Source organism: Ruegeria sp. N11 (assembly GCF_056531525.1).
In genome coordinates, this window is the sequence record NZ_JBQFLX010000006.1 from 240,418 (window position 1) to 257,289 (window position 16,872).

Sequence of the window (16,872 nt, forward strand, 5' to 3'; positions counted from 1 at the left end):
CCGCGTCAATCCGGCGCGCAAATGCCGGAATGCGGGTGTGGCGAAATTGGTAGACGCACCAGATTTAGGTTCTGGCGCCGCAAGGCGTGGGGGTTCAAGTCCCTCCACCCGCACCACACGATCTTCTAAACTCACTGATAATAAGCAAACATTGAACTGTGGGTTCGACAACCCTCATGCGCCGTTCTTACTCCAGCAATTTGAACATGAACGTTGTGGGTTCCAGGCGGTCTTCAAAGGGGTTGCGGCAGTAATTTGGGATTTCCCCGGCACTCCGGAATCCAATGCTTTGGTACAAGATTCTGGAAGGGTCTGTGCTGCGCGTATCCAGAACCAATACGGATCTGCCGCGTTCGATCGCACGCCCCTCAAGCGCTGCCATCAGTTTTCTCCCAAGACCGCGCCTTCTTGCATCGGGGTGAACCAGCAATTTGGCTACATCCGCGCGATGCGGTTGGTTTGGCATCGCTGCAGGGACAAGCTGGACCGTTCCCAAAATGCGGCCCCGGTCCAGAAACACAAACAGATCCAAAAGACCGGCCTGTAAGTCCGGCAGTATCCTGTCCAGCCAATACGCCCGCGCATCCTCGTGGGAAAAAGGGAGAATGAAGCCAATACTGGCCCCTGCATGAACGCAGGCGTGGAGAATCTCGCTGAGATCGGGCAGGGCGGCTTCAAAGCTGTTTTCGTCAAGCCGCTGTATCACAACAACACCAGAATATAACGCGCGCCTTTCAGTGCGCCTGTTTCAAACCGGGTCGGGCCAGACAGGTGATACCGCAGACAATCTCCTCCGGCCAGTTCATGTGTTGTTTCATCCAGCGTCAGGGAAAGGCCGCCGTCCAATACGACTAAATGGTGTTCTTGCCCCGGATTGGGGGGTGCGTCATAGGAAATCACGGTGTTCCGCGGCAAGTGACATTCCAGAACTTCACCGCTAAGCCCGGGTGCGGCCGGTGAAACCGAGCGCCGTGTGAAACCGGTTTCCGGATCGCGCCATTCGGCCTGTCGTTCGAACGGAACTTTGGGGTCGAAACTGTCTTCGACCATCATTAAAAGCCGGGACATGGGCAACCGGTAGGCTGCGCACAAACGCCCGAGGCTTTCCGCCGTCGGGCTGACATCGCCTTTTTCAAGGCGGGACAGGGTCGCCCGGCTAAGTCCGCTGCGGCTGGCCAGCTGGTCCAGGGACCAGCCTTGTCTTCTGCGCAGTTCTCTCAGCTGGCTTGCAAGCCGGTTCGAGATATTATCAAGCATTTTTCAGAACCGAGAATTTTTCCCTTATCTGGGAGTATTGGTAGATTTTTAGCCTTAATCAATAGAAAAAGAGGCGCGTCTGACCGCGCCTCGTTCCCGCTCGAATGGAGCCAGCTTATTTCCAGCCGACCTCATTGAAGATCTTCTGCGCATCCGGAATGTTTTTGGCAACTTCGGACAGGTTGACACTGTCAGCCTTGAAATCACCCAGAGCAGCGACCGGCTCAGCCAGAGCAACACCTTCAACAGCCGGGAATTCGTCATTACCGGACGAGAAGTATTCCTGAGCCTGTTCGCTGGCAAGATATTCAAGAAACTTGATTGCGTTTTCTTTGTTCGGGGCATGTGCCGCAACGCCCGCGCCGGAAAGGTTCATATGTGCGCCTTCGGCGTCCTGAGCGGGGAATTGCACGCCGATCATGTCAATCTGGTCGCTCAGGCCCTTCACGTCCTTACGTAAGGCACGTGCGAAATAGTAGGAATTGGACACCGCGATTTCGCATTCACCCGAAACGATGCCGCGGAGTTGGTCTGTGTCACCACCCTGTGGGTCACGCGCCATGTTGGCAACGACACCTTCGGCCCATTTTTTTGCTTCTTCCGCGCCGTGGTTGGTAATGATCGAGGCCAGCAGGGTTTGGTTGTAGGTATTGCTGGACGAACGAATGCAGACTTGACCTTTGAATTCGGGTTTGGCCAGGTCCAGATAAGAAGCCGGAGGGTTGGCGACGCCTTCCTTGTCAAAGAAGATGATGCGGGCGCGCTGCGAAAATCCATACCATTGATTGTCTTCGTCCTGAAGATTTGCCGGAATGCGGTCTTCCAGTACTTCGCTGTCCACGGTCTGCAGAATGCCTGCGTTCTTGGCGCGCGCAAGGCGTGATGTGTCAACTGTCAGCAGGATATCGGCCGGAGAATTTGCGCCTTCGGCTTCCATCCGAGCGATCAGTTCGTCTGCTTTGCCTTCGATGCGATTGATAGTGATCCCGGTGGCATCTTCAAAATCGGTGTAAAGACGCTGATCCGTGTCGTAGTGGCGCGAAGAATAGAGGTTCAGCTCGCCGTCAGCGGTGGCGGAGGTTGCAATCAGGGCCGTCAGAGCGGCAGCAACGCATGTAGAGGATTTCAGCATCATATTTCCCAACGATTGAAGTTGTAGCGGATCGTTATCCGACTGAATTGGTCAATTATACGATTCTCGGGAGGATGCAAGGAAATCTGACAAATTTACTCGGTCAAAATGGCGCAGCTTGTATCTTCACACTCTTCATGACCATTCGAGCCGCTGGCCGTGATTGGATCAGTGTCTCATCGCCACGAATGATCTATTCGTGGTCCAGAACCTCAACAGAGAGAATGGTCGGCAAATGTCGGGCCACTTCGTTCCAGGTGTCCCCTTCATCACCGGTCGCGAAAACAGACCCGCTGTTTGTCCCAAAATAAACTCCTGCGGGGTCTCGGCTGTCTCCGGCCATAGCCTGACGCAGTACCGTAAAATAGCAGCTTTCCTGCGGCAGCCCGTGCCGTTGATCTTGCCATGTCGCGCCGCCGTCAGTGGATTTCCAAACCGCTGCTGCTGCGTCGGGTGGATAGCGGCCGATGCTGTCGCCGTTCAGGGGTAAAGTCCAGATCGTGCCAGGATCTCGCGGATGAACATGAATCGGAAAACCGAAAGTCGATGGAAGGCCCTCGGTAATATCCTCCCAACTGCGCCCCCCGTCGACCGAGCGCCAGACTCCGTGGTGATTCTGTTGGTACAGCAAGTCCGTGGTCTTCGGGGCCCGAACCATATTGTGCACGCAATGACCTGTTTCACCATCCTTTGGGGCTGCGGGATGATCGTGGTGATCACAGCTTTCCGCGTTGGACAACCGGTTGCGCCGTTCCCAATTCCTGCCCCCGTCTTCTGACGCAAAGACCCCCGCCGCTGAGATGCCGACCCAGAGTTTTTGGCTGTCATCCGGGTCTGCCAGGATTGTGTGCAATACCAATCCGGCGCCCCCTGGATTCCAGTCCGGCGCTGAAGGATGGTTGGTAAGGCCTTCGACAGTCTCCCACGTCCGCCCGTTGTCATGGCTGGTCAGCAAACGCGCTGGTTTGGCGCCTGCATACAACGTGCCGTGCCCGTAGCTCAGCGACCAGATTTGTGAAAATGCGTCGGTGAAAGGCATAGGTTCGCCGGTCCAGCCGACCATCTTGGCGAAATCAGGGTCATTGCTGGCCCATTCGTCCCTCTGACCGGTGGTAAGCCTTGTCACTTCCCAAGTTTCTCCACCGTCTTCAGACCGCCAGATGCCCGCGCCGTGCCAATCGCTGCCGCCACCGGCCCAAAGCAGGCCCGTTTCTGCGTCGCCGATCACATGGTTTATCGGCCAGCCATCGCAATGCGGGCCTGAAACTTTCCAATTCGACCTGTCATGGTCGCTGGTGATGATGAATGTGCCTTTGGTCGTTCCGACCAGTATGTCGACGCCTTGTCCTCTCATGGAATTCGCGCTCCGATCAAATGAGGCAAGCGTACCATGTTGCGCGGACTAATGCAGACAACAAAAAAACCGCGCTCAACGGCGCGGCTTCTTTTAGCGGTTCAATGCAGTTCTTAGCCCTGACGAGCTTTGAACTTGCGCTGCGTCTTGTTGATCACGTAGACGCGGCCTTTGCGACGCACAACACGGCAGTCACGGTGCCGGTTCTTGAGCGAGCGGAGCGAGTTCTTGACCTTCATGGTCTGTCTCCAATCTGCGGCGCCTTCATCAGAGACGTGGCCAGCGCCTGGGTTAGCGGGTGCCCCGGGTCAGACCCGAAGCAGTGAAAACGATGGTGGGCGGTACAAGGATCGAACTTGTGACCCCTTCGATGTCAACGAAGTGCTCTACCGCTGAGCTAACCGCCCACTTACCTTTGCGAGATGTGCCCCATAACGAAATGGGGCGCGGAACCCCGCGCCGGTAGCGGGGTCTATAAAAGGAGTCGCAAAGGGGTTCAAGGGGTTTGGAAGAACTATTTTCCGGTCTATGTTGAGTGCGAACAAGGAGTCACCATGTCGAACGCAGCCTATATACTGGAATTGCCCGTCAAGCGTACGTCATGCGTGGTGTTTTCCTCTCCACACAGCGGGCGCGTCTACCCTGATTCCCTGCTCAAGAAGACAGTGTTAAGCCCAAGCGTGATTCGATCCTCGGAGGATGCTTTTGTCGATCAGCTGTTTGCCCCGGCATCCGAATTTGGTGCGCCGCTGATATCGGCTGCAATGCCGCGCGCATACCTGGATCTGAATCGCAGTGCCGATGAACTGGATCCGGCCCTGATCGAAGGCGCGCGCAGACATGGTCACAACCCGCGTGTTGCGTCCGGGTTGGGTGTGATTCCGCGCGTCGTTGCCAACGGTCGGGCCATCTATCGCGGGAAACTGACGATGGACGAAGCGCGCCTGCGGATCGACACATGCTGGCGCCCGTATCACGCACGCCTGAAGTCCCTTTTGTCAGAATCGCACGAGGCATTTGGGCAGGCTATTTTGATCGATTGCCATTCGATGCCACATGAAGCCGTCGCCATGGCCAGCAATGCACAGTCCAAACGGCCGGAAATTGTTCTGGGCGACCGGTTTGGGGCATCAGCGACTGGTGAGGTCGTCGATCGAATCGAAGCTGCCTTTGAATCTGCCGGGTTGAATGTAGCGCGCAATGCCCCGTTTGCCGGTGCTTACGTGACCCAGACCTATGGTCGCCCCGTGCGTCATCAACATGCGGTTCAGATTGAAATCGACCGGTCGCTTTATATGAACGAAGACACCATTGAGCCCAGCGAAAATTTCGATGAATTCCGAACCATACTGCGCGATGTGATCTCAGAGATTGCCTGCATCGGCGCCGAGCCGGCCCGTCTGGCTGCCGAATAGCCCTAGCGCAACGCGCGCCCTTTCACGATCGCCTCAGATCCAAAACGTCGTCGGATTTCATCTGTGGCCCGCTCTGCCTGTGACCGCTTTGCCGCACCGGGGTCCAGCAGGTCGCCCGAAATATCGGCCTGGTGCTCGGGGCACAGATCCGACAATCCGCAACCAAGCAGGCGGTATGGTCCCCGATCTCCGACCTGATCAAAAAGCCCACGCGCCGTTCGATAGATGCGGTCGGCGATCTGAGTCGCGTCGCGCAGGGAAACGCGCCGTGTGATGATCTTGTGATTGGCCTTCTTGAGTTTCAGTGTAATGACCCGTCCCGCCAACCCCTTGGCCTTGGCCCTGTCGGCCACTTTCTCGGACATACGCCACAAATGCCCGTCCAGAATGTCGATACTGGCCGTATCCTCGAAGAAAGTCGTTTCATTGCTGATTGATTTCATCGGCTCATTGCCGGAAACGCGGCGCTTGTCCTGCCCGCGCGCCAGGTGCCACAGCCGATAACCCATCGACCCGAACCGTGCGGTCAGAGCCTCCTGATCCCAACGCAACAAATCGGCAAAACTGCGAATCCCAGCCCGGTCCAGAGAGTCCTGGGCCGCAGGGCCAATGCCCCAGATCAGCCGCACGGGCTTGTTGTGCAGGAATTCCGCTGTCTCAGCCTTGCCGATCACTGAAAATCCGCGTGGTTTATCAAGGTCGGATGCAACCTTGGCCAGAAACTTGTTGTGACTCAGTCCGATTGACCCGGTCAGGCCCAGCTCATCTTTCATCCTCTTGACCAGTCGCGCCAGCATCACCGCTGGTGGGGCGCCGTGCAGGCGATAGGTTCCCGACAGGTCCATAAAGGCTTCATCCAGCGACAATGGCTCCACAACCGGGGTCAGTTCATCCATCATCGACCGGATCTGACGTGACACGTCCGCATAAACCGACATGCGCGGTTTGATGACCACAGCGTCGGGGCACAGCTGCAATGCCTTGAACATCGGCATGGCCGATCGCACGCCCCGAATGCGCGCCACATAGCAGGCGGTGGACACGACCCCGCGTTTGCCGCCGCCAATGATAACCGGCTTATCTGCGAGTTCGGGGTTGTCCCTTTTTTCGACCGAGGCATAGAAGGCATCGCAGTCCATGTGCGCGATGTTCAGCTCAAATAGCTCCGGGTGCGATTTGACGCGCGGGCTGCCGCAGGACGGGCACCTGCTTCCGGCTTCCATTTGTGTAAGGCAATCCTGACAGAGAGCAGGCATTTCAGTCACTTCCTAGCCCGGCGCGGGCTTGGTTCGCCCGAGCAATCTGCTAAATTCTAACGTGGTTCAGAACAAAGCAAAAGCGGCACATGGATTTCGACACGGCAAAAGACGGTGCTGTTTTCGGAACCAGAATCGGTGGTGATTCAGCGAAATGACTTACGGAGTATTCCTTAACCGGGCTGCAGAGATCTTCGCGGCGTCGGCGCGAAGGCCATGATGTTTTTGCGGATTGCGCCATAGGCGGGATTTTTGAAGTGGTTGCGCATCCGGTAAGCGCCGCTGACTGCGGGACCTCTTGGTCGGAATTTGCGCGGTGATGGGAGGCCTGGATTTTACCAAAGAAGCCCCCCCGCACTTGCGCGGGGGGAGGTAACGGACCTCAGGAAGAAATGGCCCGTTGGGGAGTATACCCCTACAGAATCGCGCAAAACTCACAATTACGACAGGGTTGAGAACTTGCCTTTTGAACTTGTGTTTTTCATGTGTGTTTTCAGGCACAGGGACGATTTGGCGCGGCTGACGCCAAAATTGACCTAAGGTCAAGGCGTTGCGAGCCGATTTGGGTGTGTCGGCTACGTCAATCGGCCATGTCTGTTTAGTTCGTGGTCAAAGAATTTAGCTCTGCCAAAACGGCCTCGGTTGCTGCTTTTGGGTCGTCAGCTTGATAAATCGGACGGCCAACCACGATATGATCTGCCCCGTCGCCGATGGCGCTGGCAGGTGTGGCCACGCGTTTCTGGTCGCCCAAAGCGGCCCCTGCAGGGCGGACACCGGGTGTAACGATCAGCCGACCTTCGGCCTGGGGCAGGGCGCGGATCAGGGCAGCTTCCTGCGGGCTTGCAATGACCCCGTCGGCCCCGGCTTCCAGCGCACGTGCGGCACGTTCAACGACCATTTCCTGCACTGATCCGTCTTTCAGCAAGCTGGCATCCAGATCGTCGCGGTTCAGCGAAGTCAGGATCGTCACCGCCAAAATCCTGAGGTCTTTGCCTGCCGCCCCTTCTTTGGCCGCGCGAACCACGTGCGGATCGCCATGCACGGTCAGGAAATCCAGATCGAATTGCGCCAACCCGCGTACTGCGTTTTCCACTGTGTTGCCGATGTCGAACAGCTTCATGTCCAGAAAGATGCGTTTGCCGTGGTCCTGCTTCAGCTCATTGGCCAGGGCCAATCCGCCACCGGTCAGCATTCCCAACCCGATCTTGTAGAACGAAACGCTGTCGCCCAGCCGCTCGGCCATGGCCAACCCTTGCAGGGCATTCGGAACATCAAGGGCAACGATCAGGCGGTCATCGGACATGGGCAGGCTCCTTTTTGGCAAACGTGTGCGTCCTAACGGGTTCAGTATGCTCTGTCCATGCATGATAACCGGGTGATGCAGATCACTTAGCGGATTCAACTCTGTGCTATGATCCTGCCGGTTTGTGATGAAGAATAGGGAACTGCGATATGAAGAAACTGATTTTGCTTGGGGCGACCTTGGCGCTTTTCGCGTGTGATGAGGCGCCGCGCGTCAACACACCTGACACAGGCGCTGCCCCGGTCCCGACCAATGATGATCTGCTGCTGGTGCTTGGATATCGATCAGAGGACGACTGGTGCCAGCTCACAGGCGAGACCGCATTTACCGTCGAATTTCTGGATCATACCGCCGATCTGGTGTCGTGCCCGACGGGCAGCGATGCGGCGCAATCGCTTGTGGACATGTACGAAGCCAGGCAAATGGCTGAGACCGGCGGCTACACGGTCTACTCAATACCGCGGGGATAAGGCCGAATATTGAAACCTGGCCCCTTGAAGCCGTGAAGACATTTCCCAAATTGAATGTGAGGCCCAGACCGAAGCGTGCCGCCAAGCGGGCGCATCATATTCAGGGCGCTTGAGAAAAAGGAGAATAAAATGGACTTGAACAAGTTCACCGAGCGGGCACGGGGATTCGTGCAGGCCGCGCAGACCATTGCGTTGCGCGAGGGGCACCAGAGGCTGGAGCCCACACATATACTCAAAGCATTGATGGATGACGATCAGGGGCTGGCCAGCAACCTGATCACACGCGCGGGCGGTGCGCCCAACCGCGTGGTCGAGGCGCTGGACGCCGCAATGGGCAAAATCCCGAAGGTCAGCGGTGACGCCAGCCAGATTTACATGGACGGCCAGACCGCCAAGGTTCTGGACGAGGCCGAGAAGATCGCCACCAAGGCGGGCGACAGCTTTGTGCCGGTCGAGCGCGTTTTGATGGCGCTGTGCATGGTGAAATCCAAGGCCAAAGAGGCGTTGGAGGCCGGGGCTGTTTCCGCCCAGAAACTGAACGAAGCGATCAACGACATTCGCAAGGGGCGCACCGCTGACAGCGCGAGCGCCGAAGAGGGTTATGACGCGCTCAAGAAATACGCGCGTGACCTGACCGAGGCGGCGGCTGAAGGCAAGATCGATCCTATTATTGGACGGGACGAGGAAATCCGCCGCTCGATGCAGGTTCTGTCGCGCCGCACCAAGAACAACCCGGTTCTGATCGGGGAACCCGGCGTCGGTAAGACCGCGATAGCCGAGGGTATGGCCTTGCGCATCATCAACGGTGACGTGCCGGAATCGCTGAAGGACAAGAAGCTGCTGGCGCTCGATATGGGTGCGCTGATCGCCGGTGCGAAATACCGCGGTGAGTTCGAAGAACGCCTCAAGGCCGTTTTGACCGAGGTGACCGAGGCCGCTGGTGAGATCATCCTGTTCATCGATGAGATGCACACGCTGGTCGGTGCGGGTAAATCCGAAGGCGCGATGGATGCCGCCAACCTGATCAAGCCCGCGCTTGCCCGGGGTGAGCTGCACTGTATCGGCGCGACCACGCTGGATGAGTATCGCAAATACGTAGAAAAAGACGCCGCCCTTGCGCGCCGGTTTCAGCCTGTGATGGTGCAGGAGCCGTCGGTCGAGGACACGATCAGCATTCTGCGCGGCATCAAGGAGAAATACGAGCTGCACCACGGTGTGCGCATCTCGGACTCAGCGCTGGTCTCGGCGGCGACTTTGTCGCATCGCTATATCACCGACCGCTTCCTGCCCGATAAGGCCATCGACCTTGTCGATGAGGCGGCGTCCCGCTTGAGGATGGAGGTGGATTCCAAGCCCGAGGAGCTCGATCAGCTGGATCGCCAGATTCTGCAGATGCAGATCGAGGAAGAGGCGCTGAAGCTTGAGGATGACGCGGCCTCCAAGGATCGTCTGGAAACCTTGCAAAAGGACCTGGCCGACCTGCAGGAGACGTCCGCCGAGATGACCGCCCAATGGCAGGCTGAACGCGACAAGCTGGCAGGCGCGCGGGATCTCAAGGAACAGCTCGACAAGGCGCGGGCCGATCTTGAGATCGCCAAGCGTGAAGGCAACCTCGCCAAAGCGGGTGAGCTGTCTTACGGCGTCATCCCCGAGCTTGAAAAGAAGCTGACCGAGGCCGAGAACGCCGAAAGCAGCGAGATGATGGCCGAGGAAACGGTGCGACCGGAACAGATCGCCTCGGTGGTCGAGCGCTGGACCGGTATCCCGACCTCGAAAATGCTGGAGGGCGAGCGTGAGAAGCTGCTGCGGATGGAAGATGATCTGCATTCCCGCGTGATCGGTCAGGATGCGGCGGTCACTGCCGTGGCCAACGCCGTTCGCCGGGCCCGTGCCGGTCTGAATGACGAAGGCCGCCCACTGGGCTCGTTCCTGTTCCTCGGCCCGACGGGTGTGGGTAAGACCGAACTGACCAAGGCCGTGGCGAACTTCCTGTTTGACGATGACAACGCGATGGTGCGCATCGACATGTCCGAGTTCATGGAGAAACACGCAGTCGCCCGTCTGATCGGTGCCCCTCCGGGCTATGTCGGCTATGACGAAGGTGGTGTGCTGACCGAAGCCGTGCGGCGCAGGCCTTATCAGGTCGTGCTGTTCGATGAAGTCGAAAAAGCGCACCCGGATGTCTTCAACGTGCTGTTGCAGGTTCTGGACGATGGCGTCCTGACCGATGGTCAGGGCCGCACGGTGGACTTCAAGCAGACGCTGATTATCCTGACGTCGAACCTTGGGTCGCAGGCGCTGAGCCAGTTGCCCGAGGGCGCGGACAGCGCGCAGGCGCGGCGTGACGTGATGGATGCGGTGCGGGCGCATTTCCGACCCGAGTTCCTGAACCGTCTGGATGAGACCATCATCTTCGACCGCCTCAAGCGGGCCGATATGGATGGCATCGTCGATATCCAGATGGCGCGTCTGCAGAAACGTTTGGCTGCGCGCAAGATCGAGCTGGCTTTGGACGATGGCGCGAAGGAATGGCTGGCGAACGAAGGCTATGACCCGGTCTTCGGTGCCCGTCCGCTCAAGCGCGTGATTCAGCGCGCCTTGCAAAACCCGCTGGCCGAGGCGTTGTTGGCCGGTGAGATCAAGGATGGCGGGACTGTACCGGTCACCGCCGGACCTGATGGGCTGATCATCGGCGATCGGCTGGGTACGTCAGAACGTCCAAGGCCCGATGATGCCGTGGTGCACTGATCTGACATTTGAACTGATAAATAGCCGCCATATTGGCGGCTATTTGTCTTTTTGACTAAAAGTCTGGTAAGGCGCATATCGCTCACCCACGGCAGTCACGCAGGACGACCCCGGAAAACCGCAATGCAACAAACAGACTTCCATGGCCCCAGCGCGGAGCCATACAAGTTTCGCGGAGATATCGAAGGCCTTCGTGGCATTGCTGTTCTGGCTGTATTGATTGATCATCTCGGCCTCGATCTTCTTCCTTACGGATTTCTGGGCGTTGATGTCTTCTTCGTGATTTCAGGGTTTGTCATCGCCCGATCCGTCATCGATTGGGATTGGACGAAGTTCTGGCCCAATGCTTCTCATTTCTTTGCGCGCCGCTTCAAGCGGCTGGCGCCTGCCTTGTTTGTGTGTCTTCTGCTGTCCTCACTAGTGGGTTCGTTCTTTATTCAGGACATGGAGGACAACACGAAAACCGCATTTTGGGCGTCTGTCGGGCTTTCAAATTTTTTCTTTTATAGTCAGCAATTTGACTATTTTGGCAGGTTGCTGGATCTCAACCTGTTCACGCATACCTGGTCCCTTGGTGTTGAAGAACAATTCTATATTCTTTTTCCACTTGCTGCGTGGCTGTCGCTGTCAGCAGCTTTGCCGCGCAGGGTAAACCTGATTTCAATCACGGTATTGGCGGTGTTTTGCTTGGCGTCGCTTGGAGCGTACTTGCTGTTTGCCAAGGCGGATCCGGTGGGCACGTTTTACATGATCTACTTCCGGGCCTGGGAGCTGGGGCTGGGTGTGGCCATTGCCGTGCTGATCAGACTTTGGCGACCGCAGCGTTTTAACTCTCTGATCGTTCCGGTTTGTCTGGGGCTGTTGCTGATCTTGTTTGCCTTACAGGTCGACTTGAATCGCAACTTTGCAACGGTCATTGCCGTTGTCTTGTCGGCGACCTTGTTGCTGTTCCCCGTCCGGACCGGAACCTTCTCGAAGGCGCTTTCGAATACGCCGCTTCGCTGGGTCGGTAAGATCTCATACTCGCTGTACCTGTGGCATTGGCCAGTTGCCGTTCTGGCCAAATGGACGATCGGGCTAACCGCGATCACCGCACCGTTTTTTGTTCTCGTGATGTTTGGGGCCGCTACGCTGTCCTACCGGTTTATCGAGAATCCTCTGCGCCATGCCAAGTGGACCGCAGCCAGAATGCCGGGTTACCTGGTTGGGTCCTCCGCGCTGGTCACAACGTTGATTGCCCTTTGGGTATTGTCAGAAGATGTAAGCCGGAACCTATACTCCGGCGTGTCTCCGGCGCTTGCTCAACAAGGTCCGGCGACCCTCGAGGCGCCGTTGAAGGCAAATGATGGTTCTGTCTGGCAGGGAAGGCCTTGTATTATCAGAGACGCAACCGAGGTCGGGAGGTCCATTCCAATTGAAGGCTGCGTCTTCGGTTCATGGGAAACGGCTGAAAAACGCATACTGGTGGTCGGAAACTCGTTCTCCGTCGCCTTTGGCGGTGCATTTCGAGAGATTTCGGAAACCGAAGACTGGGCGGTTTTGCTAACCTCCAGCTGGGGCGCACAGCCAGTGCCTGAGCTTGGTTACAATGGACCATGGAAAGAAGCCAATCAACACTATTGGGAAGACGCAGTGCCTGAATTGGTGCGTGAACTTCGTGCCGGGGATGTGGTTCTGATGCTTAGCGATCTTGGCGGGCTTTCGTACGGCTCAGGCGGGAAGGATGACGTGGTTCTGCAGCGTTACTTGGAAGGTATTCAGCGGTTTGCCGGTGAATTGAGTGAAAAAGATATTTCGCTCGCAGTTGTTGGTCCATTGCCTCTTGTCCGCGAAGCCCGATGCACGCCCGAGGTGGCAGTTGCCCAGTGGTTTGCGCCCAATGGCGGTCCATGCCACTACCTGACGCGCGAGCAAACTCTCAATCGGGTTGGCGGGGTCCGCACCGAACTGTCAACGCTTGAGGAAAACGAAACTGCGATCTTTGTGGATCTGTTCGACTTCTATTGTCCGGGGCTGGTTTGTAACTATTTTGGCGAGGATGGGATCGTACTCTACCGCGATGAACATTCCCATTCGTCTCTGGAAGCCGCAACCAGTTCTGCCAGCTTGATGGTGAAGCAGTTAAAAGAGAATATGCACTGACGTTTTGGTAAGTGTTTGGCAGTCCATCCAAACAATCTCGTCTGTGAAATTATTTGGGTTTGGGCAGTGATCAAACTACTCGGCCCGTCGCAATTGAGTTCGAAAAAGCCATACCACGAGACGAAATGTATCCTAGTGGTTCTCAGGCACGGGCAAGGTCTGGCCGATAGTGTAGCACTTTTCCAGCAGAGCTTTTCGCCGGGATTCCGACCCGGTCGATCCGTGAAGAATAACAAGGTTGCGTGGTGAAAACCCAAAATACCCAAAGGTACCCTGCATCCAGCTTGTTTCCAGCGCCTGAAGATATCCGGCGCGTTCCATTTCGTCGGATCGGGCCCCTGCTGGTACCAACAGTACTCCGGTGCGAGACCTCTGGAGCGATTTCTCGGGATCATTCAACTGGTCATACGCCCACCCCCAGGTCCATACGCGATCAACCCAGCCTTTCATCATGGACGGCATTCCCCACCAAAACAGGGGAAAAGCCAGACAGATTGCGTCGGCGCGCGCAATTCGCGACTGCTCGGCAACAACGTCTGACAGCGCGTCGGAGGCCAGATTTCCTTCTACATCGGCCATGGACCAGCGCGGATCAAAACCTTCTGCATGCAGGTCGCCAAGCTCGGTGGTGTGACCGGCCGCTGTCGCACCTTCCATAAAGCTCCGCGCCGCAGCGACGGTGAATGAGTTGGGGTCTGGATGATCAAGAATTGTCAGGACATGCACATGCGAATCCTTCTATTGCTATCCGGTCTTCGAATGGACCCTGATTGCTCAAGGTAGGTTTAGGTCAAGACAAAACATGTTTGGTTCAGGCGGCTTCAATCGATTGGCTGCTTAGGTCTCGCTGAAGCAATTGCCCAAGCAGCAAGGGCTCACCATCGCGGCGAGCCCTTTATTGATCGTCCCGGTGTCGTCAGATCAGTGCAAAAATTCGTGCGGGTCCTCCTGTCCCGCCTGCATGTTTTGGCGCGCCTATGACGAGGGTCGCACCCGAAGCAGGTACCAGATCAAGCCCGGCAAGGCATTCAATTCCGAAACGTCCGGAAGGAAGCCAGGCGTAATGAGTTGCAAAGTCCGCCGAGATCCCGTGGTCCAACGACAAAGTGTCTACCGCAATCGAGCGTGCGCCTGTCTCCTCCATCAGCATCTGCGCGGCTTCAACGTGAAAGCCTGGGTAGTGCTGGGCCTCGCCGTCAAAATTGCGGAACTCATCGGTGGCTGTCTTGCCTGCCCAACCTGAATGCATTGCCACGCAGGCTCCGTCAGGAAAGTCGCCGTTGGCTGCAATCCACGCTTTCAGATCGTCCGGCGTAAGCAGTGTGTCCGCATCTTCGGCGGCCCGTGCTGCGATGTCGACCACGCAAAGCGGGGCAACAAGATCCGTCACCGGTATTTCATCAACAGACAGGCCATCCGCGGAAAAATGCAGCGGGGCGTCGATATGCGTGCCGGTATGCTCGTTGATTGTAAGATTGAACAGGTTAAACCCGTGTTCCCCAAAATTGAAAACCTGATCACCGGCAAAACCGGGGTCACCTCCCCAGGTTGGGAAATCAGCACTTAGTGTATGGGTCATATCTTCGACCTTGCCATGCACTAGGGCCAGAGCGGCAGGCGCGGTCGCGCCCGTTGCGGCAATCGCCGCGCCAGAGGCTGCCGCGGCCTTGAAGAATCCCCGTCTTGACAGCATGCGGTCCTTGACCGCGTTAACTACGCAGATGTCACACATTAGTCCTCTCCCTTTCAGGCTGCCATTTCCATAGGCGACAATTTCGCGTCTGACAGCATGATACAGACTGCGCGCTCGGCATTTGCTTTGTAAAGAGAAGGCTTTTCAACGGGCCGATCAAATTGCGCCCAGATGAAAGCGTTGTGGATCTTTGACGCCCATCCCCCTGTAACACGGGTAACAGCTGCGTCAGCTTGCGAGAATGTCATCAGATTGGAGCGTATATAGCGGTGACAATGTGGTATGAGCGGGCGATCCCGAGCCCGGGAAATACGGAATATGGAGACCCAAATGGCGTATCGCTGGAGAAACACACTGACACATGAAGACGTCACCCCGAAGTCGGCGTTTCTTAACCGGCGGCAGGTCATGGCCGGTCTGGCCGGTGTCGGATTGACAGCGATGGCAAAGCCGGCAGATGCACAGAATACGCTTGAGCCGAACACTTGGGAAGAGATCACATCATACAACAACTACTATGAGTTCGGCACGGGCAAGGATGACCCGGCAAAATATGCCGCTTCGCTGAAAACCGAACCCTGGAGCGTGAAGATAGATGGTCTGGTTGATCGCCCCGGCGAATACGACTTTAAGGGCATCATGTCAGAAATGACGGTAGAGGAGCGTATCTACCGTTTCCGTTGCGTCGAGGCGTGGTCAATGGTTATCCCCTGGAACGGGTTTGAGCTGGCTGATCTGCTGGCCATGGCAGGGGTTCAGGAGGGCGCCAAATACGTGGCATTCGAAACCGCCTATCGCCCCGACGAAATGCCGGGGGTGCAATACCCGATCCTGGAATGGCCTTATCGCGAAGGGTTGCGTCTGGATGAAGCCATGCATCCGTTGACGATCATGGCGACGGGCATCTATGGCAAGCCGATCCCGAACCAGAATGGCGCACCCTTGCGTCTGGTGGTTCCGTGGAAATACGGCTTCAAATCCATCAAGTCGATTGTCCGGATAATGTTGACAGACACGCAGCCACCAACCAGCTGGAACATGTCGAACCCGCGTGAGTATGGATTCTACAGTAATGTTAATCCCAATGTGGATCACCCGCGCTGGTCGCAGGCCGCTGAGCGTCGCATCGGAGGCGGGCTGTTTGCCAAACGCGAGCCCACGCTGATGTTCAATGGTTATGAAACAGAGGTTGCCGGTCTTTACGAAGGCATGGATCTGGCGAAAAACTACTGAGACCATGCAGTTTTTGAATCATCACCTGCGACGAATCCCGGTCTGGCTGATCTATCTGGTCGGTTTCCTGCCGGCACCCTGGTTTTTTTATCAGGGCTTGACCGGAGGTCTGGGCGTGGAGCCCATTGAAGCCCTGGAGCATGAATACGGCGAAATGGCTCTTCAGTTGTTGATTTTCGGACTGGCAATCACACCGCTGCGCAAGCATCTGGGCCTGAACCTGATGAAGTTCCGCAGGGCAATCGGTGTTCTGACATTCGGATATGTCAGTTTTCACTTGCTGGTCTGGCTTGTTCTGGACGTACAGGTGCCGGGTCAAATCTGGGCGGATATACTCAAGCGCCCCTATGTTACAGTCGGGATGGCCGGTTTCTTGTTATTGCTGCCGCTCGCGCTAACCTCGAATAACTGGTCAGTCCGGCATTTGGGTCCGGTTTGGCGCAAGCTGCACCGTCTGGCCTATCCGGCGGCAATCCTGGGTGGGCTACACTACGTGATGTTGGCAAAGGGATTTCAGATCGAGCCGCTGGTTTATCTGGGCCTGATCGTTGGTCTTCTGGCTTTGCGCCTTCCGATGACCGAAGCCTTGATGCGGTTCAGGACGGCAGACTCTGCCTGACCAAGGGCGAGTCTGTGGGCAAGCTTGTGGATAAATGTCTTGCTGTCTGGATTTAGTGCGTTTCCATGCCGTCGTCTGTAGTTTTTCGAGCGTAGCATCGACTTAATAATATGTTTTTAAATGAGAAAACTTGTTGCTCAAACTTTTTTCGATTTCTTCTGTTTTTTCGCTTGCGGCTGATAAGTGTTATGCTTAGAACCCCCTTCACTGGCGCTGCTGAGGCGGTGCTGACGGGTCGGGGAGACGGCCT

The 16,872-nt window shown here is 56.7% G+C and carries 15 protein-coding genes and 2 tRNA genes; 7 read left to right on the forward strand and 10 right to left on the reverse strand.

Features of this window, described 5'->3' with window-relative positions; all coding sequences use genetic code 11:
* The first annotated feature begins 31 nt into the window (after positions 1–31).
* Positions 32–116, forward strand: a tRNA-Leu gene (locus tag ACR0J8_RS08825).
* A gap of 71 nt (positions 117–187) precedes the next feature.
* Here the strand turns inward: ACR0J8_RS08825 and ACR0J8_RS08830 are convergent.
* From ACR0J8_RS08830 to ACR0J8_RS08855, 6 genes are all read right to left on the reverse strand, one after another.
* Positions 188–706, reverse strand: a complete 519-nt coding sequence (locus tag ACR0J8_RS08830; protein WP_480523487.1) for an N-acetyltransferase family protein — start codon at positions 704–706, stop codon at positions 188–190.
* Positions 703–1,257: a helix-turn-helix domain-containing protein gene (locus tag ACR0J8_RS08835; protein ID WP_480523488.1), complete on the reverse strand. Its 555-nt coding sequence runs from the start codon at positions 1,255–1,257 to the stop codon at positions 703–705. The genes ACR0J8_RS08830 and ACR0J8_RS08835 overlap by 4 nt, the downstream gene beginning before the upstream one ends.
* Before the next feature lie 115 nt (positions 1,258–1,372).
* Complete coding sequence (locus tag ACR0J8_RS08840; protein ID WP_480889737.1) at positions 1,373–2,389, reverse strand: Fe(3+) ABC transporter substrate-binding protein; 1,017 nt, start codon at positions 2,387–2,389, stop codon at positions 1,373–1,375.
* 193 nt (positions 2,390–2,582) lie between these two features.
* On the reverse strand, positions 2,583–3,743 hold the full coding sequence (locus ACR0J8_RS08845; RefSeq protein WP_480889740.1) for a sialidase family protein: 1,161 nt from the start codon (positions 3,741–3,743) through the stop codon (positions 2,583–2,585).
* Positions 3,744–3,856: 113 nt separating this feature from the next.
* Positions 3,857–3,982, reverse strand: a complete 126-nt coding sequence (gene ykgO, locus ACR0J8_RS08850; RefSeq protein ID WP_005648635.1) for a type B 50S ribosomal protein L36 — start codon at positions 3,980–3,982, stop codon at positions 3,857–3,859.
* A 93-nt stretch (positions 3,983–4,075) separates the two neighbouring features.
* A tRNA-Val gene (locus ACR0J8_RS08855) sits at positions 4,076–4,150 on the reverse strand.
* 147 nt (positions 4,151–4,297) lie between these two features.
* Between ACR0J8_RS08855 and ACR0J8_RS08860 the strand changes: the two genes are divergently transcribed.
* Positions 4,298–5,158, forward strand: a complete 861-nt coding sequence (locus ACR0J8_RS08860; RefSeq protein WP_480523493.1) for an N-formylglutamate amidohydrolase — start codon at positions 4,298–4,300, stop codon at positions 5,156–5,158.
* Positions 5,159–5,160: 2 nt separating this feature from the next.
* Here the strand turns inward: ACR0J8_RS08860 and ACR0J8_RS08865 are convergent, their stop codons facing one another.
* Entirely contained in the window at positions 5,161–6,414 is a 1,254-nt protein-coding gene (locus tag ACR0J8_RS08865) for a DNA polymerase IV (RefSeq protein WP_480523495.1), read from the reverse strand.
* Positions 6,415–7,012: 598 nt separating this feature from the next.
* Positions 7,013–7,717 carry an orotidine-5'-phosphate decarboxylase gene (gene pyrF, locus ACR0J8_RS08870; RefSeq protein ID WP_480523497.1) on the reverse strand — a complete coding sequence of 235 codons (705 nt, stop codon included), beginning with the start codon at positions 7,715–7,717 and terminating at the stop codon, positions 7,013–7,015.
* Between the two features lie 149 nt (positions 7,718–7,866).
* On the opposite strand from pyrF, the gene ACR0J8_RS08875 reads away from it, so the two are divergent.
* From ACR0J8_RS08875 to ACR0J8_RS08885, 3 genes are all read left to right on the forward strand, one after another.
* Complete coding sequence (locus ACR0J8_RS08875; RefSeq protein WP_480889745.1) at positions 7,867–8,187, forward strand: hypothetical protein; 321 nt, start codon at positions 7,867–7,869, stop codon at positions 8,185–8,187.
* Positions 8,188–8,316: 129 nt separating this feature from the next.
* The gene (clpB, locus tag ACR0J8_RS08880; RefSeq protein WP_480889748.1) at positions 8,317–10,935 is read left to right on the forward strand and encodes an ATP-dependent chaperone ClpB; all 2,619 of its coding nucleotides are present in this window, start codon (positions 8,317–8,319) and stop codon (positions 10,933–10,935) included.
* Between the two features lie 123 nt (positions 10,936–11,058).
* The gene (locus ACR0J8_RS08885) at positions 11,059–13,077 is read left to right on the forward strand and encodes an acyltransferase family protein (protein ID WP_480889751.1); all 2,019 of its coding nucleotides are present in this window, start codon (positions 11,059–11,061) and stop codon (positions 13,075–13,077) included.
* Positions 13,078–13,209: 132 nt separating this feature from the next.
* Here the strand turns inward: ACR0J8_RS08885 and ACR0J8_RS08890 are convergent, their stop codons facing one another.
* Both ACR0J8_RS08890 and ACR0J8_RS08895 read right to left on the reverse strand, forming a co-directional pair.
* A complete protein-coding gene (locus ACR0J8_RS08890; RefSeq protein ID WP_480523504.1) occupies positions 13,210–13,803 on the reverse strand; it encodes an NAD(P)H-dependent oxidoreductase in 594 nt (197 codons plus the stop codon).
* Between the two features lie 190 nt (positions 13,804–13,993).
* Entirely contained in the window at positions 13,994–14,809 is an 816-nt protein-coding gene (locus ACR0J8_RS08895; RefSeq protein WP_480523506.1) for a cyclase family protein, read from the reverse strand.
* Between the two features lie 291 nt (positions 14,810–15,100).
* Here ACR0J8_RS08895 and msrP point away from each other — a divergent pair, with 291 nt between their 5' ends.
* Together msrP and msrQ are read left to right on the forward strand one after the other, a co-directional pair.
* Positions 15,101–16,003 (forward strand): protein-methionine-sulfoxide reductase catalytic subunit MsrP, encoded by a 903-nt coding sequence (gene msrP, locus ACR0J8_RS08900; protein WP_480523507.1) that lies wholly within the window; start codon positions 15,101–15,103, stop codon positions 16,001–16,003.
* A gap of 4 nt (positions 16,004–16,007) precedes the next feature.
* Complete coding sequence (gene msrQ, locus ACR0J8_RS08905; protein ID WP_480523509.1) at positions 16,008–16,622, forward strand: protein-methionine-sulfoxide reductase heme-binding subunit MsrQ; 615 nt, start codon at positions 16,008–16,010, stop codon at positions 16,620–16,622.
* Positions 16,623–16,872 lie beyond the last annotated feature (250 nt).

What these genes read in the sequence shown, in the direction of transcription:
- ACR0J8_RS08885 (WP_480889751.1), top strand. Translation starts at nt 11,059, where the DNA reads ATGCAACAAACAGACTTCCATGGCCCCAGCGCGGAGCCATACAAGTTT.
- pyrF (WP_480523497.1), bottom strand. Translation starts at nt 7,717, where the DNA reads ATGTCCGATGACCGCCTGATCGTTGCCCTTGATGTTCCGAATGCCCTG.
- clpB (WP_480889748.1), top strand. Translation starts at nt 8,317, where the DNA reads ATGGACTTGAACAAGTTCACCGAGCGGGCACGGGGATTCGTGCAGGCC.
- msrQ (WP_480523509.1), top strand. Translation starts at nt 16,008, where the DNA reads ATGCAGTTTTTGAATCATCACCTGCGACGAATCCCGGTCTGGCTGATC.
- ACR0J8_RS08875 (WP_480889745.1), top strand. Translation starts at nt 7,867, where the DNA reads ATGAAGAAACTGATTTTGCTTGGGGCGACCTTGGCGCTTTTCGCGTGT.
- ACR0J8_RS08835 (WP_480523488.1), bottom strand. Translation starts at nt 1,257, where the DNA reads ATGCTTGATAATATCTCGAACCGGCTTGCAAGCCAGCTGAGAGAACTG.
- ACR0J8_RS08865 (WP_480523495.1), bottom strand. Translation starts at nt 6,414, where the DNA reads ATGCCTGCTCTCTGTCAGGATTGCCTTACACAAATGGAAGCCGGAAGC.
- ACR0J8_RS08845 (WP_480889740.1), bottom strand. Translation starts at nt 3,743, where the DNA reads ATGAGAGGACAAGGCGTCGACATACTGGTCGGAACGACCAAAGGCACA.
- ACR0J8_RS08840 (WP_480889737.1), bottom strand. Translation starts at nt 2,389, where the DNA reads ATGCTGAAATCCTCTACATGCGTTGCTGCCGCTCTGACGGCCCTGATT.
- msrP (WP_480523507.1), top strand. Translation starts at nt 15,101, where the DNA reads ATGGCGTATCGCTGGAGAAACACACTGACACATGAAGACGTCACCCCG.
- ACR0J8_RS08860 (WP_480523493.1), top strand. Translation starts at nt 4,298, where the DNA reads ATGTCGAACGCAGCCTATATACTGGAATTGCCCGTCAAGCGTACGTCA.
- ACR0J8_RS08895 (WP_480523506.1), bottom strand. Translation starts at nt 14,809, where the DNA reads ATGTGTGACATCTGCGTAGTTAACGCGGTCAAGGACCGCATGCTGTCA.
- ykgO (WP_005648635.1), bottom strand. Translation starts at nt 3,982, where the DNA reads ATGAAGGTCAAGAACTCGCTCCGCTCGCTCAAGAACCGGCACCGTGAC.